This is a genomic window from Halegenticoccus soli (assembly GCF_002844195.1).
GTDB classification, from domain to species: domain Archaea; phylum Halobacteriota; class Halobacteria; order Halobacteriales; family Haloferacaceae; genus Halegenticoccus; species Halegenticoccus soli.
Map to the genome: position 1 here is coordinate 418,648 of NZ_PEND01000001.1, position 24,848 is coordinate 443,495.

The 24,848-nt window shown below is 69.3% G+C and carries 26 protein-coding genes; 9 read left to right on the forward strand and 17 right to left on the reverse strand.

The window, feature by feature from the left end; all coding sequences use genetic code 11:
- Window positions 1-41: 41 nt before the first annotated feature.
- A complete protein-coding gene (locus tag CNO20_RS02095) occupies window positions 42-854 on the reverse strand; it encodes a PspA/IM30 family protein (protein ID WP_101294364.1) in 813 nt (270 codons plus the stop codon).
- Between the two features lie 53 nt (window positions 855-907).
- On the opposite strand from CNO20_RS02095, the gene CNO20_RS02100 reads away from it, so the two are divergent.
- Window positions 908-1,588 (forward strand): dienelactone hydrolase family protein, encoded by a 681-nt coding sequence (locus CNO20_RS02100; RefSeq protein ID WP_101294365.1) that lies wholly within the window; start codon window positions 908-910, stop codon window positions 1,586-1,588.
- Window positions 1,589-2,020: 432 nt separating this feature from the next.
- Here the strand turns inward: CNO20_RS02100 and CNO20_RS02110 are convergent, their stop codons facing one another.
- From CNO20_RS02110 to CNO20_RS02130, 5 genes are all read right to left on the reverse strand, one after another.
- Window positions 2,021-2,344 carry a transcription factor S gene (locus CNO20_RS02110; RefSeq protein ID WP_101295001.1) on the reverse strand — a complete coding sequence of 108 codons (324 nt, stop codon included), beginning with the start codon at window positions 2,342-2,344 and terminating at the stop codon, window positions 2,021-2,023.
- A 61-nt stretch (window positions 2,345-2,405) separates the two neighbouring features.
- Window positions 2,406-2,987 carry a DUF8135 domain-containing protein gene (locus CNO20_RS02115; protein WP_143423132.1) on the reverse strand — a complete coding sequence of 194 codons (582 nt, stop codon included), beginning with the start codon at window positions 2,985-2,987 and terminating at the stop codon, window positions 2,406-2,408.
- The gene (locus CNO20_RS02120) at window positions 2,980-3,828 is read right to left on the reverse strand and encodes a CopG family transcriptional regulator (RefSeq protein ID WP_101294368.1); all 849 of its coding nucleotides are present in this window, start codon (window positions 3,826-3,828) and stop codon (window positions 2,980-2,982) included. Before CNO20_RS02120 ends, CNO20_RS02115 begins: the two co-directional genes overlap by 8 nt.
- Window positions 3,829-3,964: 136 nt before the next feature.
- Window positions 3,965-4,801, reverse strand: coding sequence for an RAD55 family ATPase (locus tag CNO20_RS02125; RefSeq protein ID WP_101294369.1), 837 nt, complete (start codon window positions 4,799-4,801; stop codon window positions 3,965-3,967).
- 94 nt (window positions 4,802-4,895) lie between these two features.
- Window positions 4,896-5,930, reverse strand: coding sequence for a beta-ribofuranosylaminobenzene 5'-phosphate synthase family protein (locus CNO20_RS02130; protein WP_101294370.1), 1,035 nt, complete (start codon window positions 5,928-5,930; stop codon window positions 4,896-4,898).
- Window positions 5,931-6,192: 262 nt separating this feature from the next.
- On the opposite strand from CNO20_RS02130, the gene CNO20_RS02135 reads away from it, so the two are divergent.
- A complete protein-coding gene (locus tag CNO20_RS02135; protein WP_143423133.1) occupies window positions 6,193-6,495 on the forward strand; it encodes a hypothetical protein in 303 nt (100 codons plus the stop codon).
- 31 nt (window positions 6,496-6,526) lie between these two features.
- Here the strand turns inward: CNO20_RS02135 and CNO20_RS02140 are convergent, their stop codons facing one another.
- Together CNO20_RS02140 and CNO20_RS02145 are read right to left on the reverse strand one after the other, a co-directional pair.
- Window positions 6,527-6,844: a cupin domain-containing protein gene (locus CNO20_RS02140; protein ID WP_101294372.1), complete on the reverse strand. Its 318-nt coding sequence runs from the start codon at window positions 6,842-6,844 to the stop codon at window positions 6,527-6,529.
- Window positions 6,845-7,187: 343 nt separating this feature from the next.
- A complete protein-coding gene (locus CNO20_RS02145) occupies window positions 7,188-8,042 on the reverse strand; it encodes a hypothetical protein (RefSeq protein ID WP_101294373.1) in 855 nt (284 codons plus the stop codon).
- Between the two features lie 232 nt (window positions 8,043-8,274).
- On the opposite strand from CNO20_RS02145, the gene CNO20_RS02150 reads away from it, so the two are divergent.
- Window positions 8,275-8,628 (forward strand): hypothetical protein, encoded by a 354-nt coding sequence (locus CNO20_RS02150; protein ID WP_101294374.1) that lies wholly within the window; start codon window positions 8,275-8,277, stop codon window positions 8,626-8,628.
- Window positions 8,629-8,640: 12 nt separating this feature from the next.
- On the opposite strand, the gene CNO20_RS02155 is transcribed toward CNO20_RS02150, so the two are convergent.
- Genes CNO20_RS02155 through CNO20_RS02165 form a run of 3 tightly spaced genes read right to left on the reverse strand, consistent with a single transcriptional unit; the run spans window position 8,641 to window position 11,545 of the window.
- Window positions 8,641-8,970, reverse strand: coding sequence for a DUF7126 family protein (locus CNO20_RS02155; RefSeq protein WP_199174698.1), 330 nt, complete (start codon window positions 8,968-8,970; stop codon window positions 8,641-8,643).
- The gene (guaA, locus tag CNO20_RS02160; protein WP_101294375.1) at window positions 8,967-9,884 is read right to left on the reverse strand and encodes a glutamine-hydrolyzing GMP synthase; all 918 of its coding nucleotides are present in this window, start codon (window positions 9,882-9,884) and stop codon (window positions 8,967-8,969) included. The genes CNO20_RS02155 and guaA overlap by 4 nt, the downstream gene beginning before the upstream one ends.
- Window positions 9,884-11,545, reverse strand: a complete 1,662-nt coding sequence (locus CNO20_RS02165) for a CTP synthase (protein ID WP_101294376.1) — start codon at window positions 11,543-11,545, stop codon at window positions 9,884-9,886. The genes guaA and CNO20_RS02165 overlap by 1 nt, the downstream gene beginning before the upstream one ends.
- 370 nt (window positions 11,546-11,915) lie before the next feature.
- Here CNO20_RS02165 and CNO20_RS02170 point away from each other — a divergent pair, with 370 nt between their 5' ends.
- The 3 genes from CNO20_RS02170 (at window position 11,916) to CNO20_RS02180 (ending at window position 15,216) form a co-directional block, all read left to right on the forward strand.
- Window positions 11,916-12,383, forward strand: a complete 468-nt coding sequence (locus CNO20_RS02170) for a hypothetical protein (RefSeq protein ID WP_101294377.1) — start codon at window positions 11,916-11,918, stop codon at window positions 12,381-12,383.
- 1,513 nt (window positions 12,384-13,896) lie between these two features.
- The gene (locus CNO20_RS02175) at window positions 13,897-14,259 is read left to right on the forward strand and encodes a hypothetical protein (RefSeq protein ID WP_143423134.1); all 363 of its coding nucleotides are present in this window, start codon (window positions 13,897-13,899) and stop codon (window positions 14,257-14,259) included.
- Between the two features lie 177 nt (window positions 14,260-14,436).
- The gene (locus tag CNO20_RS02180; RefSeq protein WP_269844112.1) at window positions 14,437-15,216 is read left to right on the forward strand and encodes a PHP domain-containing protein; all 780 of its coding nucleotides are present in this window, start codon (window positions 14,437-14,439) and stop codon (window positions 15,214-15,216) included.
- A 263-nt stretch (window positions 15,217-15,479) separates the two neighbouring features.
- Here the strand turns inward: CNO20_RS02180 and CNO20_RS02185 are convergent, their stop codons facing one another.
- On the reverse strand, window positions 15,480-15,680 hold the full coding sequence (locus CNO20_RS02185) for a hypothetical protein (protein WP_101294379.1): 201 nt from the start codon (window positions 15,678-15,680) through the stop codon (window positions 15,480-15,482).
- A gap of 231 nt (window positions 15,681-15,911) precedes the next feature.
- On the opposite strand from CNO20_RS02185, the gene CNO20_RS02190 reads away from it, so the two are divergent.
- Window positions 15,912-16,718, forward strand: coding sequence for an aldo/keto reductase (locus CNO20_RS02190; protein ID WP_101294380.1), 807 nt, complete (start codon window positions 15,912-15,914; stop codon window positions 16,716-16,718).
- Window positions 16,719-16,832: 114 nt separating this feature from the next.
- Here the strand turns inward: CNO20_RS02190 and CNO20_RS02195 are convergent, their stop codons facing one another.
- Window positions 16,833-17,042, reverse strand: a complete 210-nt coding sequence (locus CNO20_RS02195) for a hypothetical protein (RefSeq protein WP_101294381.1) — start codon at window positions 17,040-17,042, stop codon at window positions 16,833-16,835.
- Between the two features lie 375 nt (window positions 17,043-17,417).
- Here CNO20_RS02195 and CNO20_RS02200 point away from each other — a divergent pair, with 375 nt between their 5' ends.
- Entirely contained in the window at window positions 17,418-17,774 is a 357-nt protein-coding gene (locus CNO20_RS02200; RefSeq protein ID WP_101294382.1) for an Ig-like domain-containing protein, read from the forward strand.
- Between the two features lie 141 nt (window positions 17,775-17,915).
- On the opposite strand, the gene ppc is transcribed toward CNO20_RS02200, so the two are convergent.
- Window positions 17,916-20,609, reverse strand: coding sequence for a phosphoenolpyruvate carboxylase (gene ppc, locus CNO20_RS02205; RefSeq protein ID WP_101294383.1), 2,694 nt, complete (start codon window positions 20,607-20,609; stop codon window positions 17,916-17,918).
- A gap of 446 nt (window positions 20,610-21,055) precedes the next feature.
- On the opposite strand from ppc, the gene CNO20_RS02210 reads away from it, so the two are divergent.
- Entirely contained in the window at window positions 21,056-21,901 is an 846-nt protein-coding gene (locus tag CNO20_RS02210) for a cytochrome B (protein ID WP_101294384.1), read from the forward strand.
- A gap of 169 nt (window positions 21,902-22,070) precedes the next feature.
- Here the strand turns inward: CNO20_RS02210 and CNO20_RS02215 are convergent, their stop codons facing one another.
- Genes CNO20_RS02215 through CNO20_RS02225 form a run of 3 tightly spaced genes read right to left on the reverse strand, consistent with a single transcriptional unit; the run spans window position 22,071 to window position 24,774 of the window.
- Window positions 22,071-22,346, reverse strand: a complete 276-nt coding sequence (locus tag CNO20_RS02215) for a ubiquitin-like small modifier protein 1 (protein WP_101294385.1) — start codon at window positions 22,344-22,346, stop codon at window positions 22,071-22,073.
- A gap of 5 nt (window positions 22,347-22,351) precedes the next feature.
- Window positions 22,352-23,530 (reverse strand): DUF8167 domain-containing protein, encoded by a 1,179-nt coding sequence (locus tag CNO20_RS02220; RefSeq protein ID WP_101294386.1) that lies wholly within the window; start codon window positions 23,528-23,530, stop codon window positions 22,352-22,354.
- A complete protein-coding gene (locus CNO20_RS02225) occupies window positions 23,527-24,774 on the reverse strand; it encodes a potassium channel family protein (RefSeq protein ID WP_101294387.1) in 1,248 nt (415 codons plus the stop codon). The genes CNO20_RS02220 and CNO20_RS02225 overlap by 4 nt, the downstream gene beginning before the upstream one ends.
- Between the last annotated feature and the right edge of the window lie 74 nt (window positions 24,775-24,848).

A 24,848-nucleotide genomic window follows, 5' to 3' on the forward strand; every position in this document is an offset into this window, starting at 1 on the left:
TTCGTGGCGGACTCGTCGACCCCCCGACGGGGCCGGCCCGCTCACTCGGAGCGGGACTCTTCCTCCCTGAGCTCTTCCAGCTCCGATTCGACCTCCTCGTCGCTCACGTCGGTTTCGGTCTCCGGTTCGGATTCGCCCTCGGCCGACTCCGGCTCGCCTTTCCCCATCTCGGCCTTCAGCGTCTCCAGTTCGGTGTCGACCTCGCTCGAACTCCGGGCGGCTTCGAGCTCCCGGTCGATCTCGTCCTTGTCCGAGAGGGCGTCCTCGAACGCGCCCGTCGTCTCCAGTTCGTCCATCGCGGCCGAGCGCGCTTCCATCTCGTCGGTCCGCTCCTCGGCGCGCTCGATGGCGCGACCGACGTCCTCCATCTCGTCGCCGACGCCGGTCATCGCCTCGGAGACCCGGCTCGACGCCTCGGCGGCCTCGTAGCGGGCCTTCATCGTCTCCTTCCGGGTGCGGAACTCCTCGATGCGGCTCTGTAGCTCGTTCTTCTTCTCGACGAGGTCGTCCTGGGTCGACTGGAGGTTGGCGATCTGCCCTTCGAGTTCCTCGATCTGGTTCATCTTCGACTGCTTTTTCTCCAGCGCCCGCCGAGCGAGGTCGTCGCGGTCCTGGCTGACCGCCTCGCGGGCCTGCTCGTTGTGCTTCTCGACGTTCTCCTCCAGGCGTCGCTTTTGGATCTCCAGCCGCTTTTTCTGCGTCGTCAGGTCGGCGATGCCCTGCTTGACCTGCTGGAGCTCGTCCCGCATCTGCTCGTAGGAGTAATCGAGCGTCTCGGTCGGGTCCTCCGCCCGGTTGAGGATAGCGTTGATCTTCGACCGGATGACGTACGACGCGCGCGAGAGTATTCCCATATCTCCCTCTTATGGACCTCGGGCTTAAAACCTCATGCGGACAAGAGGTCGGCATGGTCGACGACACCGTTTTGATCCCCGGCGGGCGGGACGTGCGGGCGACGCTCGATCGCGCGACCGGCGGCTCGGTCGAGGACGACGAGGGACCCGAGGGCAGGACGGGCGGCGAGGCCGACGACGCCGGCGGTCCCGCCGCCGACGGAGCCGACGCGGCCGTGGTCGCATGCCCGCCGCACCCGCAGCACCGCGGCCACCGCGGCGACGACCGGCTCGTCGCCGTCAGCGACGCGCTCACAGAGCGCGGGATCGACTGCCTCCGGTTCGACTACGGCCCGTGGGACGAGGGCTACGGCGAGCGCGAGGACGCCCGAAACGCGCTCCGCTGGGCGGCAGATCGGTACGAGCGCGTCGGGCTCTTCGGCTTCAGCTTCGGGGCCGCGATCGCCCTCCTGACCGCCGCCGGCCGCGACGACCTCGCGGCCGTGAGCGCGCTCGCGCCCGCGGCGCGCCTCGCGGCCGACCTGGACGCCGCGGCCGCCGTCGACGAGGTCGCCGCGCCCCTCCAGGTCGTCTACGGCGTCCGCGACGACACCGTCGACTGGGGACCGGTGGTCGATCGCGCGCGCGAACGCGAGGCCGAGGTCATCGAACTGAGCGCGGATCACTTCTTCGTCGGCCAGGGGCGGAACGTGGGCGAGGCGGCGGCCTCGTTCTTCGAGCCGCACCTGGGCTGACGCACACCTGGGCTGACGTACCGACGTACCGACGTGCCGACGTGCCGTCGTTCCGCAGAAACTACCGATACCGGCGCGCGCTGTCGCGGCCTCCGTGCCGCGACGGATGGCGCGCGAGGGAACGCGAGCGCGTCGGTGCGAGCGCCCGGTTGGGGAGGCGTGAGGCTTCGGCGGGCGAGCTGTCGGGCGGGACTGAAAGGGGGCGCGCTCTCGGGGAGGCACGGGGACGCAAGCACCGCAACGAGCGGAGCGAGTGAGGAGCGCAGCGAGCCGCGCGACCCGAGAGCGCGCGGGCTTTCGAGGCGTTTTCCGTCCGTACCCCGTTACGCTACGGACGATCGTCTCGGCCCGAGTACGTCGGTTCAAAACCCGATGCCCTCCTGGTAATCCCTCATACGCAACCAACTCTTGATCGGCCGCCGACTCATCCGACTAATTGTACTCCCGCCACCGGTACCCGCACTCCTTGCACTTGAAAAAGCGCGTCGGCGGCTCGTCCGCGGAGGCGGTCTGCTTGATCGTGTACCACGCCGCGCCGTGGCCGCACTTGTCGCACGTCACGTCGTTCGCGGTCGGCTTGCCCTCGAAGTCGGCCCCCTCCTCGGTTTCGATCACGTCGTCGTCGGTCTGCTCCTCCGTCGAGACGAACTTCGCGGCGAGGTCCTCGTCGCGGTCCGCCGTCGCGCCGCAGTTGCGACAGACCATCTCTCCGTCCCGATTGACCATCATCGAGCCGCACTCGTCGCAGAATTGCATGTCCGAACCGTTCTCGCCCCGGACACAAATGTCGCTCGGGTCGGCCGACGCGCCGGTCGAATCAACCCCCCTTCGGACCGCCGTCACCGCCGATGTCGCCGTCACCGTCGCCACCGCCGTCGTCGGCGACATCGCCGACGTCGCCGACGTCGCCGTCGACCATCGGGCACCCGCGCACCCGGAACCGGTCGAGGTCGACGACCTCGACGATCTCCGTCCCCTCGCGCGCACACGTCGCCCGCGGCGGCGCGGCGAAGTGCCGACAGCGCTGGCAGTACTCCCGCTTCGGGACGACGCGTTCGGGTCGAAGGTCGCCGACCCGCCCGCCGGACGGCTCCCGATCCGTCCGCTCCGCGCCGGGATCGTTCGATCCGTCGCCGCCGCCGGACGCGAGGGCCGTCCACGCCCGCTCGTCGGCGATTTCGCCGTCTTCCCGGCTCGCTTCGGCGACGAGATCTCCGAGGGATCGGTCCGTCGGGCCGGACTCGCTCGCGTGGAGTTCCCTCGCCCCGTCCCGCTCACCCGCCTCGACCCGTTCGAAGAGGCTCTCGTCCGCGTCCGACGACCGCTCGCGCCGGGCTCTGAACTCCCGCGCGAGACCGTCCAGCGGAGCTGACTCCTCGTTCGAACCGGACTCACTCATCGTCGTCGGCGACCCCCCTCGGCGCTCCCCGCCCGCGGTCACTCCGTTCCCGGGACGATCGATCGGGATCGGCGTCCGTACCGCACCGTCCGTCGAGCGCGGGCGGATCGCCGACCGTCAGCGCGGCCGAGCCGAAAAACCCCCGCGGGGGCTCGACGTCCGCGAATCCGCGCTCGCAGTGGGGGCACCGCGGCTCCGAGAGGAGGCCGACGTGAACCGTCTCGCCGCACGCCCCGCACTTCGCGGCGTCGACGCCGCACCCGTTCGCCGCCTCCCGCAACGCCGCGGTCGCGCGACGGCGCGACGCCTCGGCTTCGAGCGCCGCGGCCCGGGACTGGAGGTCGACGACGGCGCGGGCGAGGCGGCCCGCTTTCTCGTCCAGCTCGTCGCTCTCGTCGCGGAGGCCTTCGAGCACCTCCTCGTAGTTCTCGAAGCCGCGATCCAGTCTGTCGTCGAGCGCGTCGGCGCGCTCGCGCGCCTCGGCCGCCGTCTCGGCGGCACGACCGACCTGCTCGCGCAGCGCCGGGTGCTCGTGCCCTTCTGGCGCTTTCCCGTCGGTCTCGCGCTTGACCCGGACGAGCCGCTCGCGCAGGTCCGCGACCTTGCCGTCGAGGTCCGACTCGACGGCCTCGACGCGGGCCGAGAGCGCGTCCACGTCCGCCCTGATCGCCTCGCGCTCCCGCTCGGACCGCGCGAGCGCGTCGCTCCCCTCCTCGATGAGGCGGAACGCGACGACGGCCCGGGTGAGCAGCTCGTTCCGGCCGACGCCGAGTTCCGCCGCCTTCGCGTCGAGCCACTCCCGGAGTTCCGCCGGAAGCGCCTCCGACTGCTCCCCCGCCATCTGTCAGAGGATTTTTTCGTGTCGCCTTAAGTATTTGTGAGCGCGGCCGTCGACCGCGCCCGCTCCGGCAGGCGGCGGTCCCAGTTCGCTCGGACGTGGCTCGAACCGGAGAACCCGGCGTCGGTCGGGACGATCGTCACCGGATCTTTCTCACGTCGCTCACGTCGAAGCCGCCCTCGTGGATCTCGGTCTCGAAGCGGACGATGTTCTCGGATTCGAGCCGCGAGAGCGCCCCCCGGAACTCCTTCACGACCATCGTCCGGGCGCGCCGGGAGCCGCCCGTCTCCCACTCGAACAGGAGCGTTCCGCTCGCGGCCTCCATGAGGTGGCCCAGTTCGGTCGACGTCAGCGTCTCCCGGCTCACGAGAAGGAGGATCAGCCCCTTCCACCCGTGAGAGGCCTTCTCCAGCCCCTTCAGCACCATCGCGATGTCCGTCCACGACGTGTCGTCGCTGATCGCCCCCACGAGGTCGGTGATCGAGTCGACGAGGACGAGGTTGCCGGGCGCGTGCTCGCTGAGGTAGTCGCCGAGGGCGTTGAGCACGTCGGTCCGCTCGTGGCGCCTGCCGAGATCAGAGAGCGACGACGCCTCCCCGGCGTACCAGTCGCGCGGTACCGGGGTGAGCTGGAAGTACTCCGGGGAGAAGTCGCGGAACCGGATCTCCTCGACGGCCGCCCGGACGAGGGCTTCGTCCATCGTGTGAGCCATCTCCCGGGCGAGGTACTCCTCGTCGGCGGTGAACGAGAGGTAGTGGACCTCGGGGGGGACGCTCGCCCCCTCCGCAAGCGACCCGTAGTGGAGATCGAACTCCTCCGGCGCGGCGCGGGCGAGCGCGTTTATCGCCGCGCTGGTGTGGAGAAACTCCCGCGCGCCGGCCCCGGATTCGCCGACGAGGAGGACGACGCTCCCCGGCGGCGCGCCGCCGCCGATGATCGAGTCCAGCCGCGAGACGCCGAGGGGGATGGTGTCCATGCACCCCGTGTTCGGGGAGGGTCCTTATCCGTTACGCCGCTCGGGGATCGGGCGGCTGAGCGACCTTTCCCGGCGATAGCCGGTCTGCGTCGCGCTACGTCGGGCCGTTTTCCCCGTCGCGGTCCTCGCGGTCCTCGCCGCCCTTACCGCCCTTACCGCCCTTGCCGCCCTCGACGACCGCCCCTCGGTTGCGGCCCCGAACGACTGCCACCTCGCCGTCGACGCCGGCGTCGTCGAGCGCCTCCTCGCCGGCCGCACGCGCCTCGTCGGCGTGGTCCGCGTCGGTGACGCCGAACACGGCCGGCCCCCAGGAGGATTGGCCGACCCCGTACACCGCGGGCGAGGCGGCGAGCGCCGCCACCAGTTCGCCCACCGGCGGCCGGTAGACGCCGCCCTGTTCGTCGGCGTACCACGCGCCGTTCAACCGCCCGATCTCCTCGACCGCCTCGCCGAAGGGCTCCGCCGCGCCCTCGGCGACCGCCGGGAGGAGCCGCCGGGCGACCACGCCCGCGACGCGGTCGGCGATGGCGGGATCGGCGCGCTCGACGACGGCGCGCATGCTCGCGTCCTCCGCGTCGCCGTTTCGGCCCGGATCCGCGTCGGGGACCACGAGCAGAAACCGCCAGTGGTCGGGGATCTCGTGTCGGGCGGCGACGGCGGGAACCGTCCAGTCGCCGTCCGCGGGCCGAGCGGTGGTAAAGCGCGCGGTCGGGTGGCCGGCGTCGAGGACGAACCCCCCGGACTCGAACGCGGCGACGCCGACGCCGGAGCGGCCGCCGCGGCCGAGCGCGGGCGCGCGGTCCCGGACGCCGGGGTCGCGGCCGTGCGCCCGCGCGACCGCCGAGAGCGTGGCGAGCGCGAGCTGCGTCCCGCTGCCGAGGCCGGCGTGGCGGGGGAGCGCGCGCTCCACCGAGACGGTGGCCCCGGGCAGATCGAGCAGCGAGACGGCGCGCTCCGCGTACAGGCGCGCGGTCGGGTCCGCGCAGTCGACCCCGTCGGCCGGCTCGGCCCGGACCGCGACCCGCGGCTCCTCGATGGCGGCGCCGATCGCGCCGTACAGGCGCTCGTGCGAGAGGCTAAGGTTCCCGAAGCCGAAGTGGAGGCGCGCCCCGGCGGAGACTCGGACCATGCACCGACGTTCGGAGGGCCGCCGTATCCCGGTTTCGGCGGTGGCAACGCCGAACGGTGAACGGGCGAGCCCGGCCGAATCTGTCGAATAACTCGTTTAGCACAAAGTATTTACCTTATTCGCGAATATATTTTAAACGTAACATGTGGTTTCGGAAACGCACGCTCGGGCGATCGGAGCCGCAACGGTCGTCGGGACGCGGACCGTCCTCGGCCGTCGAGGAGTGGCAGCCGGGTCACCGGAGGCGGCGCCGTTCGCTTCGATGACGGTCGATCTCGCGGCCGCCGAACCGCTAATCGCGCTGTCGTCGACCGCCGCGTCTCGCGCGGCGATCGATTCCGGCCTTCCGGTGTCCGATCCGGCGTTTCTCCTGTCGGGGGAGTGGTGGGACGCGGGGGCCGGAGACCTCCTAAAGCGCGCTTTCGCGGTCGTGATCTGGTTCCTGATCTTCCCGGTCGTCTGGAAGATCGGAACCCTGTGGGAGGACTATTCGGACGCGTTCGGCCGCTCGGCGACCCGGGAGATCGAATCCGAGCCCGTGTCCGACTCCGATCCGGAGGAGTGATCCGCTCCCCGACCCGGTACGGGGCCCGCCCTCAAGACGGCAGCGGACAGAGACTCGCGGTGAAGACGGCGACCTCGTCGGTGTCGTTGCGCGCTCCGTGCGTGACGCCGCGCTCGTGGAGCACGACGCCCGGCGCGTCGATCTCCTCCTCCTCGTCACCCTGGACGACGGTGACCGTCCCCCGGAGGACGTGAAAGACGTTCGTGCTCGCGTCGTGTTCGTGCGGGTCGAGCGCCGCGCCGGGGCCGAGCGCGAACGCCTTCACCAGCACGTCGTCCGTGACGACCAGCTCGGCGGTGGCGACCTCGCCCGGCTCCGGCGAGAGCGCTTTCAGTCGGTCGAGCGACATGGGTGGACCGAGGCGGCCGCTCGGCTTAACAGTGGTGCCCCGTCGATAGGATAGGTAGTGTTCAGATACGCGGTTGCCGCGAGGAGTTCCACCAGGGGCCACCAGAAAGCTCTCGCCCTTTCAATCCACCAGGATCACGGCTGATCGCCCCCGCCGAACCGCCGACGGTAACTTCCGTCTCTGAACAGTGCCCCGTCGATACGTGCGGCAAAAGCGATTCCGTCGCCGGATTCCCGCCGCATCGATCGCTCGTCGACCGCTCGTCGGTTCTTCGGCGAACGACGGGGACGACGGGGGCGGCGGGTCGGGTGTCAGAACTGCACGTCGATCCAGCCCGCCCGGGTCAGCGGCCGACGCCGACGTTCACCGACGCGCCCGCGCCGGCGGTCGCGGTCGCCCCGTCGTCGTCATCGTCTTCCTCCCCTTCTTCGTCCTCGTCGTCTCCCTTCCGGTCGTCCTCGTCTCCCTTCCGGTCGTCGCGCTCCCGGTCGTCACCGTCGCGGTCGGCGCGGTCGTGGTGATCCCGTCCGCGCTCGTCGGCGTTCTCGCGCGCCTGCTTCGCCCGCTCGCGCGCGTCGTCGGCGCGGTCGCGGCCCTCCGATCCGTCGTCGGCGTCGTCCCCGCCTTCGTCGTCGGCGCGGTCGTCCCCCCCGGCGACGGCACTCACGGCCCAGCCGAGGTTCCCGTCGAGGAACCCGGCGAAGTACGTGCGGATGAGGTCGTGGATCCGCTCGACGTGGGGCGGAACGCGGTCGGGCAGCTCCTCCGGCGGACCGGCGCGGTCGCCGTCCTCGGCGTCGAACTCGGTCGATTCGAGCGTCAGCTCGCCCGAGTCGAGGGCGTACTCCAGTTCGCCCTCGAACCCGTCGCCGCGGAGGGACACCTCGAGTTCCTCGTCCGCGTCGGTCTGGAACGTCAGCGTCCCGTTCGCGCCCGTGGTGCCGACGAGCGTCCCGTTCTCGTAGACGCTCACGTTCGCCTCCGCGGCACCGTCCCGCGTCACGGTCACCGTCACCGTCCCGTTGTCGTACGTCGCGTCGGCGTCGAGCGACGCCTCGGCGCTTCCGTCCGCGTCCGCCTCCGCGGTTGCGGTCGCCGTTGCCGTCGTCGCGGTCGTGTTCGAAGCCGCCGCGGCTCCGATCCCGGCGGTCACCAGCAGCGTCGCCAGCGCGATTGCGAGTAGTTTGGTCGGTCGCATTGCGGCCTCCCGTTGCCCGGTGGCCCTCATTAACGGTGGTCACGCTGAAACCCGATTCTCCGCGTTTCGAGCGCTCTCTCCCCGAATTAAGCCGGATTAAATCGGGCTTAACGGTTCGTTTTCCGGGCGACCGCTCGTCGCCCGGCGCGGAAGCCTGCCGGCGGTCGCCCGCGCGAGCGACCCTGAGTTCTCAACCCGCGAGCTTAGGACGCGCCGCCGCCGAGCACGACGTATGAAGTGCGAGGAGGGGACCCCCGAGGGGTGGCACGAGGTGGCGGACCCCGATGCGCGCGTCGAACGGCACGACCCCGAGTCCGTGCGCCTGTTCGTCCACGGCGAGCAGGACCTCAGCGTCCAGGTCGGCGCGCTCGACCTGCGCTCGCCCGACGAGGCGGACCGGACGTACCGCTTATCGGTCGTCCGCGACCGCGAGGCGGGGCGCAGAAAGACGACGGAGTTCGCCGGCCTCGCGGATCGGCGGGCGGCGCTCGCGGCCGCCTGCCGGTTCATGAGCGCGTACAGCGCGTCGGAAGATCCGTCGGTCGAAGCGGTCGAGAGCGCGATGGCGGCCGTCGAGCGGGAGTAGCCGACCCGAAAATCAGGCGAGCTCCTCGGCGACCACGTCGGGGCCGAGCAGGGCGGGATCGACCGCGAGGTCCGCCTGCCCGCGCGCGAACTCGGGCAGCGACTCGCGCGCGTAGATCACGACCTTCACGTGCGGGTTGCGCTCCTTCGCGACCGATATCGCCGTCGCGTCGGAGACGTCAGTCAGCACGAGCAGGTCGGCGTCCGCCAACCCCGCCTCGTCCATGGACGCGCGCGTCGCGAGTCCGTCGATCCGAACGGTTTCGACGCCCTGTGCGGCGAGCGCGTCCCCGATGTGCTCTTCGTCCGCGCCGGCGATGAGTGCCTTTCTCGTCACGGTCACTCGTACTCGATGGTCGCCGGGGGCTTATGCGTCACGTCGTAGACGACGCGGGCGACGTTCTCGTTCGTCCCGGTGATGCGGCTCTGGATGCGCTGGAGCGTCTCCCAGTCGATCTCCTGGGCGCGGGCGGTCATGCCGTCGCGCGATTCGACCGATCGGACCGCGACGATCCAGCCGTGGACGCGGTTGTCGCCCTTGACGCCGGTTCCCTTGCCGACGACGGCGGCGAACGCCTGCCACGGGTCGTACTCCTCCAGCTCCTCTTCGACGACGTGGCACGCCTCGCGGGCGACCTCGACCTTCTCGCGGGTGATCTCGCCCACGACGCGGACCGCGAGCCCCGGCCCGGGGAACGGCATGCGCTCCGAGATGACCCTCTCCAGGCCGAGTTCGCGGGCGACCTCGCGGACCTCGTCCTTGTACAGGTCGCGGACCGGCTCGACGATGCCCTCGAAGTCGACCACGTCCGGCAGGCCGCCGACGTTGTGGTGGGACTTGATGCCGCCCTCGCTCTCGATGCGGTCGGGGTAGATCGTCCCCTGCACGAGGTAGTCGGCCGCCGTCTCCGTGGCCTCGCGCTCGAACTCGCGGATGAACTGCTCGCCGATCACCTCGCGCTTCTCCTCCGGGTCCGTCACCCCGGCGAGCGCGTCGAGGAACCGCTCCTCGGCGTCGACGACGCGCAGGCTCTCCATGAACGAGAAGGTCTCGCGGATCTCGTCGGTCTCGCCCTTGCGCATCAGGCCGGTGTCGACGTAGACGGGCGTGAGCTGTTCGCCGATCGCGCGGTAGGCGAGCGTGGCCGCGACGGACGAGTCGACGCCGCCGGAGAGGGCGATGACGGCGTGGGCGTCCCCGACCTGTTCCCGGATCTCCGCCGTCGCCTCCTCGATGAAGCGCTCCGCGTCGACCATCAGGCCTCCACCTCGCGTTCCTCCGGGCGACCGTCGGTTTCCGTCCGCTCGAGCACCGCGTCGACGAGGCCGACGAACGGCGGGCTCGCGCGGTCCGGCCGGGAGCGGTACTCGGGGTGGAACTGGGTTCCGAGGAAGTACGGGTGGTCGTCGAGTTCGAGGACCTCCATGCGGTTGCCGGCGCGCCCGGAGAACGTGAGGTTCTCCGACTCCAGCCGGTCGATGTACTCGGGGTTCACCTCGTAGCGGTGGCGGTGGCGCTCGACGCAGGAGTCGCCGCCGTAGACGCGGGCGGCGAGCGATCCCGGCTCGATCTCCGTCTCGTGGGCGCCGAGGCGCATCGTCCCGCCGAGATCCTGCAGGTCGTACTGCTCGGGCAGGAGGTCGATGACCGGGTGGGGCGCGTCGGGATCGATCTCGGTGGAGTGTGCGCCCTCCAGCCCGAGGACGTTCCGCGCGTGCTCGACGACCGCGAGCTGGAAGCCGAGGCAGAGCCCGAGGAACGGGACGCCGTGTTCGCGCGCGTAGCGGACGGCCTCGATCTTCCCCCTCGTGCCGCGGGAGCCGAAGCCGCCGGGGACGACGATCCCGTCGGCGTCCCGGAGCCGCTCCGCGTGGTGGTCGTGCATCTCGTCCGAGTCGACCCAGAGCACGTTGACGTCGACGCCGCGCTCGATGCCGGCGTGCTTCAGCGCCTCGTGGATCGACATGTACGCGTCCTCCAGCGCGTACTTGCCGACGAGGGCGATGTCGACCGAGCCGGTTCGGTCGCGGGTGACGAGCTCGCGCCAGCGGCTGTCGCGCTCCACCTTCGGGAGCGCCTCGTCGGCGAGGTTCAGCCGCTCCATCACGTACTCGTCGAGCCCCTCCTCTTCGACCATGAGCGGCACGTGGTAGATGTCCGGCACGTCCGGGTTCGAGAAGACGGCCTCGGTCGGCACGTCGCAGAAGAGGGCGATCTTCTCTTTGGTCTCCGGGTCGAGCTCGTCCTCGCAGCGGCCGACCAGGACGTCCGGCTGGAGGCCGATCGAGCGTAGCTCCTTCACGCTGTGCTGAGTGGGCTTCGTCTTCTGTTCGCCGTTCTTCGAGTAGGGGACGAGCGTCACGTGGGCGAAGAGGATGTCGTCGTCCTCCTCCTCGTGGGCGAACTGCCGGAGCGCCTCCAGGAACGGCATCGACTCGATGTCGCCGACGGTGCCGCCGACCTCGACGATGCAGACGTCGGTCCCCTCGGCGGCCTCGCGGATGCGCCGCTTGATGTCGTCCGTGACGTGGGGGATGATCTGCACCGTCTTGCCGAGGTAGTCCCCGGCGCGCTCCTTTTCGATGACGTGCTGGTAGGTCTTGCCCGTGGTGATGTTGTGGTCGGAGGTCATGTCGACCCCGAGGAACCGCTCGTAGTTCCCCAGGTCGAGGTCGACCTCGCCGCCGTCCTTCAGCACGTACACCTCGCCGTGCTGGTACGGGTTCATCGTCCCGGCGTCGACGTTCAGGTACGGGTCGATCTTGACCGCCGTCACGTCGAAGCCGGCGTTCGCCAGCAGTCGCCCGGTGCTCGCGGCGGTGATCCCCTTTCCGAGCCCGGACATGACACCCCCGGTTACGAAAATGAACTTCCTCCCCTTGTCGGGGTCGTATCCCGTGTCGGGTTCCGTCGGCATACCGAGTGTGCGCCACGGCGATTGAAAACCGTTTCGAAGCGGCGCACGAACGCATCAGCGAGCGAAACTCCCCGCCGTCGGGAGGGATCTTCCGGCCGTAACGCGGCGCCGTCCGCGCTCCGGGAGGAGTCACGGATCGCCGCCGAGATCGATCGGACAGACGGCGACGACGGGGTCGCGGCGCGGTCGAGGGGAAACGTCGGCTTATTCCGACGGTCCGCGCATAAGGTGTCCGGAACTGACCGAAACGGTGTCCGTCGTTGAAGTGAGTCGGCGGCGCGGTTGGGGACGGAGCCCTCAGTCCGCCGACGTCCGTTTCGACGGTCGAAGCGGAGCCGGCGCGGAGTGACGCAGGCCAGGAGAGACACGCATGAACCGGACGCTAATCGCCCTCGCCGTCGTCGCTGTCGTCGCGGGTCTGTTCGTCGCCGCCCCCACGGTCGCACAGGACGACAGCGACGGCGAGACACGGATCGTACAGCACCAGGAGAGTTCGCAGCACGCCGACGCGGAGAGCACACAGCGCGTGCACGTCGAGACACACGGCACTGTCGAGGAGACGCACAGCACTCGCGTCGAGACGAGTTCCGACGGCCACACGTCCGTCGTCACGACGAACGGCTCGGGCGAGGGTGCGACGTGTCAGTCGTCGGTGACTCGCTCGGCCCAGCACACCACCCACGACGGGAACGGCTCGGTGACGGTCGTGAGCGAAACCGACCGGACGACGGGTCAGTGCGGCGAGCTGACCGAGGAAGGAGGGATGGACCTCTCGGACGCGATGGACGAGCAGTTCTTCTCGGGCCTCCGAGTCGTCGAGCACGAGCGCGAGAACTGACGCCGATCTCCGATGCCGCGCGCCCCGCTCTCGCCGCCTCGAACGCGCCTCCCCTCGTTCACCGTCCACACTCCTCCTCGTTCACCGTCCACACTCCCCCTCTTTCGCCGTCCACGTTTCCGCCCGTTTACCGCTCACGGTTTTCCCCGTTCACCGTTCTCCTTCCCGTTCCTCCTGGCGCGTCTCCGCCGCGTTTTCCGTTGACGCTCTCCGTCCGAGTCTCGGCGGGAGAACCGCCTCTCGCGCGCTTCGTCGCCCGGTCCCGTCGTCGACGACGCCTGCCCCGTCGGCGTCGATACGCCTCGCGGGCTCGGAACGGTTCGGTAGAAAACGCCCCGCCGTTCGGAGACGGACCGGGGGGCGAATCACTGCGGTCGGGAGCGTCGACCGGTCGTCGGCGATACGAAATCGAGTTCACGCGCCGACCGCGGCTTCCAGAGCCGAACGCTGATCGAGAGTGCGAGCGCATACCCCCGTCTTCCGGCGGAGGTCGAGCGACGCTCGGGCTCGGTTCCCGCCGGAATCGGTTCGTCGTGGCCCTCCGTAGCACAGCGTGCGACGGACTCGGTGCGATGCCGTCCCCGAACCACAAGGGGTGGCGGACAACCGCGTTGTCCGCACGGCGATGACACGGATTCTATTCCGATGGGATCTCTTTGGTCGGGCCACAGCCCTCCGTGGGAGGAAACGAGAGTTCCCCCGGTGTCTCGCGAGAGCTTCGCTCTCGCGGACTCGTCGGAATATACAGCCTTCCGACATGTCGACGGTTCCCTCCGAGTGCGGGTCGGAACCTCGGAGGCAACGACAGCCGACACCCGGTGTTCGGATTCGACGTCGGTCACGGCGTGGAGGAGGGCAAGCCTGGCGCACGATCTCTTGGACCGTGAAATCCGCGCTCTCTTCGCGTTCGAGCGGACGCTATGCGTCGTTTTCTCGCCACTCGATCCGAAGCCGTGCGCCGAGGGCAGGCGGATCGACACGTCCGGTGCGACTGAACCGACGGGGGGGCCACTGAGCCGATTAGGGCGACGTTACGAACTGTTTCACGCCGTAAGCGGCGGCTACTCGGACGGAAAACGGGGGAGTTCCGGGCGACTGATCGACCGCAGAAAATCGCCCGTCTCGCCCGGCGAAGCGCGAAACAAGCCCCGCTTACCCTTTCCCCGCGCTCGGAACGTGGGCAAATCGGACCTGGTGTCCGCCTGCCGTGATTTCGCGTTGGCCTCGTAGCGGCGACTGTCCGTCGAAACGGTCGATCTCCGCGTCCCCCCCCCCCAGCGTTCGCGATCGGAGGACATACCACCGTGAATGGTGATGAAACCGTGACCGTTTCGGGGAAAAGCGTCGCTTCGGACGGTAACCCCCTCTATCACTGTTACAACCGTGGTCGGGATTGAATACGGACACTGTGGACGACATCGACTGGGCAGCGAACGCCCGGGTAGAGTCAGCCCGTCACGGCCGACGACGCTCGAACCGGGCCTTCGTCCGGGCGTTCCTGCTCGTGATACCCATGAAAAAGGCACTACGCATCCTGATGGCCCTCGTGGTCGTCGGCACCGTCTTCAGCGCCGGTCTCGCGGGAACCGTCGCCGCGGACCACAGCGACTGGAAAGACAAGATGAAGGACAAGGCGAAGGACAAGACCACGATCAAGCAGAACCAGGAGAACTACCAGAACGCCGAGGCGAGCGTCGACCAGGACCAGGACGTCGACCAGTCTAACGAGAACACGCAGGTTGGCGCGTCCGTGGGCGTGTTCAACAAGGGCGACCAGTCGGTCAGCCAGAGCAGCGAACAGGTGAACTACAACAACCAGGAAGGCTACGCCTCCGCGTCGAACTACGCCGAGCAGAACCAGGAAGCCGACGCCTGATCTGAAGGCATCGACCTCTCCTGACCGTTCCTTTTTTATCGCCGTCCGCGAACCGGCGAGCGGCGCTGCGCGGACGACCGTCCGTCAGATCGCGGCGTCGACTGGACGACGAGAACGGTACGATCCGAACCCGGAGCGAGCGGTAACTACTACCATCGTCGTGCCGTACGGCCGACCGTGGCGCTGACGCACGACTACCACGTCCACTCGACCTACTCGGACGGCAGCTTTCTCCCGGGGATGGTCCGCGCGGCCGCCGACGCGGGGCTCGACGGCGTCGGCTTCGCCGATCACTGCAACGTTTCCGACCGCGAAGCGATGCGTCGGGCGAAGTACCGGCTGGGGTTCAACCTCGATCTGACCTACGAGCGCCGCCGGGAGGCGATCCGGACGCTCCGCGAGCAGTTCGACCTCCGGATCTTCGACGCTGTCGAGATGGACTACGACCCCGCCGACGAGGCCGAGATCCGCTCGTTCCTCGATCGGGCGGGCTTCGACTACGCCGTCGGCAGCGTCCACGCGGTCGAGGGCGTGAACGTCCACACGGAGTCGTACTTCGAGGGGAAGTCGACGGCCGAACGGCGCGCGGCGGTCGACGACTACTACGAGAAGCTGATCGCGCTCGTGGACTCCGAGCTGTTCGAGATCGCGGCCCACGTCGACCTCGTCGAGCGGAATCCGGCCCTCCGCGACCTCACGACCCCCGAACACCACGAGCGCGTCGCAGACGCGTTCGAACGCTCGTCGACGGTCCCCGAGGTGAACGCCGGTCGCGTCCTCCGCGAGTACGGCGAGTTCCACCCCGCGCCGTCCTTCCTCGAGACGCTCTTCGACCGCGGCGTCTCCTTCGCCGTCGGCTCGGACTCCCACCGCCCCGCCGACATCCGCGACCGAGCGCCGCTCATCGAGGATTTCCTGACCGAACGCGGCATCGAACCCGTTCGGCTCTTCGACTGACGCCGAGCGGACGACACGGTCCGGGTTCGCACCCCGCGCTACCGTTCGTCTCGCCGCTCGACCCCGTCGACGCCGAGTACCAGATCCGGACCGAAGGTCGATGCCGGAGTCCCGTATCCCGCCTTCGCGCCGCCGTCGAGCGTCCGCTCCGCGACGAGCAGCGCGGTCTCGACGGCGAGCGCGTAGGGGTGCGGCGTCGCCCGGATTTGGGGCGAAGCGACCGCCGGGGGCGGCGACGTCGAACCCGACGCCCGGCAGCAGGGTCACGTCCGCGTCCGCCGCCGCGGCGTCGCGGCGTCCTCGGCGCCGAACGTCCGCGCGTCCAGACCGAGTTCGCCGGCCTGGTCCGAGACGGCCTCCGCGTCGCGCCCGGCGAGAATCGGATCCACCCCCCGACGCGCGTCCTCGCGGGCGATCAACGACCCGGTGTAGCCGTACGATCCGTAGATCAGCAGGTCGGGCATGAGCGTCACCTGACCGGCCGGCGGATAAACCCTGTCGTCCCGCCGATTGTCACGCTCGGGAGGACCGTCGCGTTCGCCTCGTCGGTCGCCCCGTCGGTCGTTTCGTCCGTCCGCCCAAACGGCCGGTCGCCCGGACGACCGACCGCCCGGTTCGCCGTTCCTCCCGTCGCCGGTGTCGGTCCGCCCTGCCGGGACCCGAGCCTTTCAGGTGCCAGCGTCCCCCCGTCCGGTATGGACGCCGAACTTCCGAGACTCGGCCTCGGCACGTACGAGAACACCGATCCCGAGCGGTGCGCGAAGAGCGTCGAGGTGGCCGTCGACGTGGGTTACCGCCACGTCGACACGGCGCAGATGTACGACAACGAGGCGCACGTCGGCGACGGCATCGAGCGCGCGGCCGTCGACCGCGAGGACCTGTTCGTCGCCACGAAGCTCGACACCGACAACCTCGGCTACGACGACGTGATCGAGACCACGAAGGAGAGCTGTGACCGCCTCGGTGTCGACGCCGTCGACCTCATGTACGTCCACTGGCCGCTCGACAGCTACGACCCCGAGGAGACGCTGCCGGCGCTGGACGAGCTGGTCGACGACGGGATCGTGCGGAACGTGGGCCTGAGCAACTTCCTGCCGGAGCAGCTCGACGAGGCGCGCTCCGTCCTCGACGCGCCGCTCTTCGCCCACCAGGTCGAGATGCACCCGCTGCTCCAGCAGGGGGAACTACACGCGTACGCGCGCGAGCACGACCACTGGCTCGTCGCCTACTGCCCCATCGCGCGGAACCAGGTCGCGGACGTGCCCGAACTGCAGGAGATCGCCGAGCGCCACGAGACGACCCCGGCGGTGGTCTCGCTCGCGTGGCTCCTGCAGAAGGACAACGTCGCGCCCATTCCGAAGGCGTCGAGCGAGGCGCACATCCGGGAGAACTACGAGGCACTGGAGCTGGAGCTCTCCGACGACGAGGCGGCGGCGATCGACGGGATCGACCGCGAGGAGCGGATCGTCGACTTCGAGGAGGCTCCCTGGAATCGGGCGTAGACCCTTCGAGGGACGACGAGTCGTTCGGCGATACGACCGCTCAGGAACTCGTTCGGCGGTACGAACGACCGCTCAGGAGAGGACGCACAAGTCCTTGTCGGGCCGACTCACGACCTATAGACCGCCGTCCGAGACGGCCATCGGCTGCGAGAGCGCCGTCTCCACCGGGTAGCTGTGGCGGACTTCCCCCGTTTCGACGTCGAGCGCGTCGATTCGCTCCTTCCGCTCGTTTTCGACGTACGCGGTCGTCCCGGCGACGCCGAGTAGGGACGTCGCCTGCCCGGTGCTGTGCTCCCAGACGACATCCCCGGTTTCGAGGGACACGCCCACCGGTGGACCGTCCCTGCAAGGAGACGACGGCGGTGGTCGGTCCGAGAGTCGGCGGTGAAACTTTCACGCCATCTCTCCCGTGTCTCGCCCGACCGCGTAGAGCCGACCGCGAGGGCTCCCGGCGGTAGTTACGTGTACGTGGGTATCGTCGGCCGAAATCCCACTGACGCACGTGTCCGCCTCCTCGATGTGGTCGAATTTCCAGGGCGGCACACGTGCCCGCAGCGGCCCTCAGGAGGGATCTGCGGTTCATGAGTCGATAACCATAATATGACGCGATAGGAACACATCTGCGCATCGGTAACAACCATGAACTGTCCCCGCCGGAAATTTCTCGCCGCAGCGTCCCTCGGGGGTGTCTCGTTTGGAATGGGCTGTCTCGCTCGGCTCTCGAATGCAGATACGCTCCCCGCTGGCTCCGTAGAGATCACCAATCGCGATTCGAAGGCACACGCTGTCACGATAACTGTCGAGCCGCTGAACGCTTCTGGGAGTGACTCTGCGAAGAGCATCCACACACTCACGGTCGGTCCGGGCGAGACGGCGACGAAGCAGCTTATCACCGAGCCGGGGGAATACAACGTGACCGCGCAAACGAAAGACGGTACGTCCGACTCGGTGGACGTCTCACTGACCACGTACGGCGACGGTCTCGCGGGAGACGAAATTGCAATCTCCATCGAATCCGGTGGCGGTCTCCGGATAACCACTGCGACCGGAACGTGAACGAATCCCCACCCACACACTCCTCGTTCGTCTACTTCGAGCAGTTGGTCGAAGCGTTGGACAGCCCAGAAGGCACGGTCCGGGTTCGTAACGATCGAAGGGTCGACGTGACGCGACGCTTCAGTGCCGTCTCGCCGAATCTCACCCCGTGTTCTTCATCCCCGCCGCGATCCCCTTCACCGTCAGCCGCAGGGTCTGCTCCTCCGCCTTCGTCCGGTGGGTCTGCGCGAGCAGGTGCGTCTGCAGGAAGTTCAGCGGGTCGACGTAGGGGTTCCGCCGGCGCAGGCTCTCGCTCAGCCAGTCGCGCTTCAGGAGTCGCTTTCGGTCGCTCACGTCGAGCACGAGGTCGACCGCCTCGCGGTACTCCTCGTCGATGCGCGGGAAGAACCGCTCGCGGAGCTCCGAGTCGGCCAGCTGGGCGTACTCGGCGGCGATCTCCATCTCCGTCCGCGAGAGCGACAGCGCGGCGTTGTCGAGCGTGGTCCGGAAGAACGGCCACTCCTCGTACATCTCCCGGAGCGTCTCCTCGTCGCCGCCCCCGTCGAGGTACGCGCGCATCCCGGTCGCCAGCGAGTACCAGCCCGGGAGGATACAGCGCGCCTGCGTCCAGGAGAACACCCACGGGATGGCCCGGAGGTCCTCGACGGTCCGCTCGCCCGAGCGCGAGGCCGGGCGCGACCCGAGGTTCAGATTCTCGATGACGGTGATGGGCGTCACCTGCTCGAAGTAGGCGACGAACCCCTCCGTTTCGAGCAGGTCGCGGTACTCCTCGCGGGCCGCGGCGGCCATCGTGTCCATCGCGTCGACCCAGGCGTCGGGGACCTCCTCCTCGGGTTGCCGGAGCGCGCGGTGCCGCGCGCGGATCTGCGCGTCGAGCATCTGTTCGAGGTTTCGCTCCGCGATGCGCGGGTTGGCGTACTTCTCGGCGATCGCCTCGCCCTGCTCCGTGAACTTGACCTGCCCGGTCACGGTTTCGTTCGGCAGCGCGAGCAGCGCCTCGTTCATCGGCCCGCCGCCGCGCGAGATGGAGCCCCCGCGACCGTGGAACAGCCGCATCGTCACGTCGAACTCCTCGGTGATCTCCGCGAGGCGGCGCTGGTTCTTGTAGAGGTCCCAGTTGGCCGCGAGGAAGCCGTTCTCCTTGTTCGAGTCGGAGTAGCCGAGCATGATCTCCTGGACGTTCCTGCGCGCCGCGAGGGCCCGCCCGTACGCCTCGTTCTCGAACAGGGTGCCCATGATGCGTCGGGCCCCGTTGAGCGCGCTCTCGGTTTCGAGGAGCGGCACGACGTCGATCCCGCAGTGGTCGGGGAGGCTGACGACGCCCGCCTGGTCGGCGAGGAAGAGCACCTCCATCGCGTGGCTCGGCTCCTCGGTCATGCTGATGCAGTAGGTGTCGATCGCGCCGACGCCGTACTCGCGCTGCCAGTCGCCCAGCTTCGAAAAGAGCGTCAGCACCCGCTCGGACGTGTCAGACACGTCGCCGGGCTCTTCGAGGTCGATGACGGGCTCGTCCTGGAGGACGGCCTCGGTGAGGAGTTCCATCCGTTCGTCCTCGTCGAGCCCGCGGTAGTCGACGCCCTCGTTCGCGAGCGCCTCCGCGACCGCCTCGGTGTGATTCTTCCGGTGGTCGCGGAGGTCGAGGCTGGCGAGGCAGAAGCCGAACGTGTCCACCTGCCGGATCAGCGGGTCGAGGTACGCGTCGACGACGTTCTCGGCGCCGTTCCGCCGGAGGCTCTCGGCGATCGATTCGAGGTCCTCCTTCAGCTCGCCCTCGTCGGCGTAGCCGTTGGGGCGGACGTCCTCGACCCGCCGGAGGCGCTCCCGCATCAGTTTCAGCTTCTGCCGGTACGGCTCGTCGGGGTACCGCTCTTCGGCCTCCGCGGCGACGCCCGGGAGGCGTTCGCGGTCGGCTTCGAGCCGCTCGTCGAACGCCTCGCCCGTCTCGATCCGGTTGCCGTCCTGGCTCAGGAGGCCGGAAAAGCGCTTCAGCGCCGTGCGGTACTTCGCGAGCACGACCGAGCGCTGGCGTTCGAGCGTGTCCTCCGTCACCTCGGGCGTCACGTACGGGTTGCCGTCGCGGTCGCTGCCGGCCCACGAGCGGAACTCGAACAGCTTCGGCACCGTCACGTCGTCGTACTCCGCGGAGACGAGCTCCTCGACCTCGCTGTACACCTCGCCGACGACGTCGAAGAGCGTGTTCTCCAGGTACCACTGGACGTTCCGCGCCTCGTCCTGGGGCTCCGGCCGCCGGTTGCGGACCTGCGCCGTCTGCCAGAGGCTCGTCACCTCGGCGTCGACCCGGTTCCACTCCTGTTCCTGCTCCTGATCGGTCAGCCGGCGCTCGTCGAGCGTTTCGAGGTGTTCGGCGATGGAACGAAGCTTCGCTTTGACCGTCTTCCGCCGGGCCTCGGTCGGGTGCGCGGTGAACGTCGGCTCGATGAGCACGTCGTCCAGCACCCGCTGGACGGCGTCGGCGTCGGCGCCCGACTCGGAGAGGTACGCGACCGTCTCCTTCAGGCTGTCCCCGAGGGTCCCCTCCTGCGAGCCCTGTCGGACCGCCCGGACGCGCTCGCGCTCCTCGGCGAGGTTGATGAGCTCGAAGTAGGAGGTGAACGCCCGCGCCACCACGCTCTCGCTTTCGGGCGACAGCCGACCGAGCACGTCGTGTAACGGCTCCCGCGAGGGGAGCGACCCTTCGCGGTAGCCGATGGCCGCGGTCCGGAGCTCCTCGACGGTTTCGAACGATTCGGTCGACGTCTGCGCTTCGAGCACGTCTCCGAGAAGTGCGCCCAGTTCCCGAACGTCCTGTCTGACTGTTCGGTTGTGTAACTTCATATCCGTGTGTACGGGTGGCATATCGTAAAAGGGCGTGACTCGTTTCGAAAAATTGCCTTCGGGTTGAGTTAATCGTGAGGATAGATTGCTCGGCGCGCACGTGACCGCCGCGCGCCGGCGGTGCGCGCCGCCGGCGCGAGACAGGGTACAATGGCTCGGATGACAGGCTACTTTGGTGGCGTGAGGTTGACAGGCTTACGCGGCCGAAGGCCGGCGGACACACGCCGGTCGAGACGTCTCGCGGGCAGGATAAGTATCTCGCTAAGTGCCCTCTATACCGATATTGAGACGTTCGGTGCGCTCGCTCGGCGTCGACGAACATCCCTGTGCACCGTCGACGATCTCTCCGGCGCGCAGTTCCCGTCGGTGCGCCGGCGCGTGATTCTCCGGCGCGGGGCGACCGCGCACTTCGTCAACCTTTTTATCGGCCGGTCCAACCTTCCGGCATGAGCGAGAGCGACAAGTACCCCACCGATTCGGGTCGTCGTCGGTTCGTAAAGGGCGTCGTCGGGGGGGCGACGCTCGTCGGCGTCGGCGCGACGGGGGCGACGGCGATTAACCTCGCGACATCTTCCACCGGGGCCGGCGGGGGTTCGACGCAGGCGATGGCGATCGAGAACACTGGCGGACCCGCCCCGCGGGGGATGCCCCAGATCCCCATCGAGATCGACGAGGAGGGCTACCTCAAGGGCGTCTGGCCGGACATCAAGACGGTGACGCAGGAGGGCGTCGAAGTCCAGATCGCCGAGATGCAGCTCGGCGGGATGACGTACTCCCAGAACTGGTTCCAGTACTGCGGGGTGGAGTCGTACGAGGGCCTCAATCCGGAGTACGACAGCGACAACTACTTCCACTCCGACGCCAACCCGCCGTACTCCTGGCAGCAGGAGGCCTACAGCGAGGGCGACAAGCTCCACGTCGACGACTTCAGCGAGTACAAGAGCTGGGGTAACGGCATCGGGGAGGCCGGCGTCGGCATGCCCGCGACCGGCACCTGGCGGTCGCAGGACGCCGAGGACACCATCCCGATCCAGGTGCTCCGCAGCGAGCGGATCCAACAGATGGCGCAGAACAACGAGTGGCTCCAGGCGAGCACGCAGGAGGGCTTCATCGCCTGGCTGAACAAGTGCACGCACTTCTGCTGCGTTCCGGGCTACAAACAGAGCAGCGACGCGGCGAGGTACGGCGCGGCGAACGGCGTCTACTGTCAGTGCCACCAGTCGGTGTACGACCCCTTCAGCATCACCGAGACGCTGTTCGTCGCCCGTCCCCGCCCCGAGGGCGACGACTGAGCCGGTCCGTCCTCTCGCGGACGACTCCCTCCGTTCTGTTCGATTCCGCGTGCCGCGAGCGACCGCGTCGGGCTCGGCGCGTCGAACGGTCGCACCGCCCGTCGCGTCCAACCGTCCCGTCAACCCGTAACCCGTCACGCCGTCCGTCGCACCGACCGCCGAGCCGACTTCAGCCGCCGCTCACCGGCGGAAACAGCGCGAGTTCGTCTCCCTCCTCGAGCTCCGTGTCGAGGCCGTCGGCGGTGAACACGTTCTCGCCGTTCCGGAGGACGTTGATGTGGTCCCTGAGGTCGCCCTCGTCGTCCAACACGCGGTCGGCGAGCGCCGGGCGGGCTTCGAGCAGCGCGTCGAGCGCGTCGCCGACGGTCGCCCCGCCGTCGACCTCGACCGTCACCCGACGGCCGTCCGCTGCCTCCGCGAGATCCGCAAAGAGCTTCCACTCCATGCGAGTTACTCCCCGGCGGCGGGTGATGAGGGTTGCGCCTGCGCGGCTGATTCGAGCCGTCGGAGGGCGGCCGGTCGGGCGATGAGGTAGAGGGCGTCGCCCGCGTCGAGCGTCCGATTCCGGGGCGGCAGCGCCTCGACGGCACCGTCCGCCGCCCGCACCGCCGCGACGGACGCGTCGATATCGCCGACGGTGCTCCCCTGCAAGCTACCGCCCTCCTGGACGACGATCGCGCTCATCGTCTCGTCCGCGGCGCGGAGGTGCGAGGCGAACTCCCGGTCGGCCGGCGGCTCGGCGGGGAGCGTCACGAGCCGGTACTCGGTCTCGGAATCGAGCCTCGCGGCGTCGGACTCGTCGACGACGAGCGTCGCAACGTCGCCGGCGGTCGCCCGGAGTTCGGCGTTCACCACCCGCGTCGGCTCCGCGCCGCCGCGCCACACCTGGACGGCGTCGCCGGCGCTCGCGCCGCGGGCGGGGTCGCCCCTGACCGCGACCGCGACGTCCGAGGGGGCGAGGGTCGGACCGATGCCGGACGCGCGGCTCCCCAGCGCGAGGTACTCGACGACCCCCTCGTCGGTGACGTCCGCGTCGACGTGTCCGACGCCGTAGTCGTCCTTCAGCCGCGTCGCGAGCCGATCGCGGAGCTCCGCGACCGTGAGCCGCCGCGGGAACAGGAGCGTCTTTCCGGCGATCTCGGCCTTCTTCTCGTCCGAGACGGGGTCGTAGTCGTCCATGTCCCTGATCTCCTCGGGCAGCGTCACCGCCGTCACGCGGCCGACCGACCGGACGACCCTGCTCACTTCGCCCTCCAGTTCCCTCGCGCCCGTAACGGCGAAGACGTTCGTGGCCGTCGCGTCGCCGACGCGCAGGCCGACGGAGGTCACGGCGAGGGCCGCGCCGAACGCGACGATGTATCCCAGCGCGGTCTCCGGCTCGAAGAGGGCGCTCCCGCTCCCGGATATCACGTCGCTGAGCGTGAACGTGTTGAGGACGAGCGCGACGGCCGACAGGCCGATGAGCGCGGCGATCCCCTGCGGGATCCGTTCCCGAAAGTACCAGCGGTAGCCGAGCGCCGCCGCGGCCGCGGCGGCCGTCGAAAGGAACATGAGCAGGAGGACCGCCGTGGCGGCCCGCTGCGGATCCTCGAGCGAGACGTTCAGTTGGAGGACCGCGTCCCCGATCACGCCGCCACCTCCGCGAACGCGTCGAGTTCGTCGCGGCCTCCGACGACGAACAGTTCGTCGCCGGCCGAAAGCCGCGTCTCCCCGTCGGGGGCGAACTCCCAGGAGTCGCGCCGGACCGCGAGGATTCCGACGCCGTAGGCGTCTCGCACCTTCACCTCGCCGATGGTCGCGCCGTCGAGCGGTCCGCCGGGCCTGACCGACGCCTTCCGAACGCGCTTGCCGGCCCGCCGGAGGAGCGAGAGCAGTTCGAACTCCCGCCGCGTCCCGCGCGAGAGCACGATCACCCGGCCGCGTTCGGCCCGGAGCAGCGCCCCGGCGTCGGCGCGATCGATCGAGACCGTGATCCGCCCCTCCCCGCCGGTCGTGACCGGCGCGCTCCGGGACTTCTCCGTCTCCTCGACCCCTTCGTCCGCGCCGCCGTCGGTCGCCGCGGGGGGCTCGCCGACGGTCTCGGACGGCGCGCTCTCCGCCGCGCGGTCGTCCGTCCGGGCGCTGACGACGGTCCCCGCGACCGCGCCCTCGGCCGTGACGACGCGCACGGATTCGCCGCGGGCGACCCCCGTCGGAATCAGCGCCTCGAGCGACACGGCCCGCTCGCCGGGCGGCACTCGTTTCGAGAGCCCGCCGACGGGCGGCGCGGCGGCGATCGTCGCGCGCGCACGCTCGTCGAGGGTCACGGACACGTCCGCGAGTTCGTGTTCGTTCCGCAGCCGGTCGGCGAGCCGCGTTTCGAGCTCGCTCAGCGGGACGTCCGCCGGGAACGTCCACGTCCCCTCTCGGATCTCCGTCCGGAGGGCCGCCGGAAGCGGCGGGTACCCCTCCATGTCGTCCACGTCGCACGCGACCTCCACCCTGACTTGCCGCCGGTTGCCGACGAACTCGATCACGTCCGCCGACAGGGTGCGCCCCGTGAGCTGCTGGAGCGACACCCGCCGCGGGAGAGTATCGCCGAGCTTGTCGCCCTGCGCGTGCGCGTACAGGGAGAGCATGAGCACGACGAGGATGGCGACCACGAGCGCGATGTTGTGTTCGTTGTTCAGGACGGTTTGATCGTAGAGCGCGAGGATTCCGCCGTTGACGCCCGCGATGGCGAGCGAGAGCACGACGACACCGAACCCGGGGATGGTGACGTCCGTGAAGTACTTGAAGATGAACCCCAGCGCGCCGGCCACGAGCGCGGGGATGATGCCGGTCAGAACCCCCAGATAGATGCCGTAGAGGATTTCGACGGGGAGCGATGCCATGTGAGCCACCAGACCCTCATCCGATAAACAACTACCGCAGCCGGGCCGATAAACAACTACCGCAGCCAGGCGGG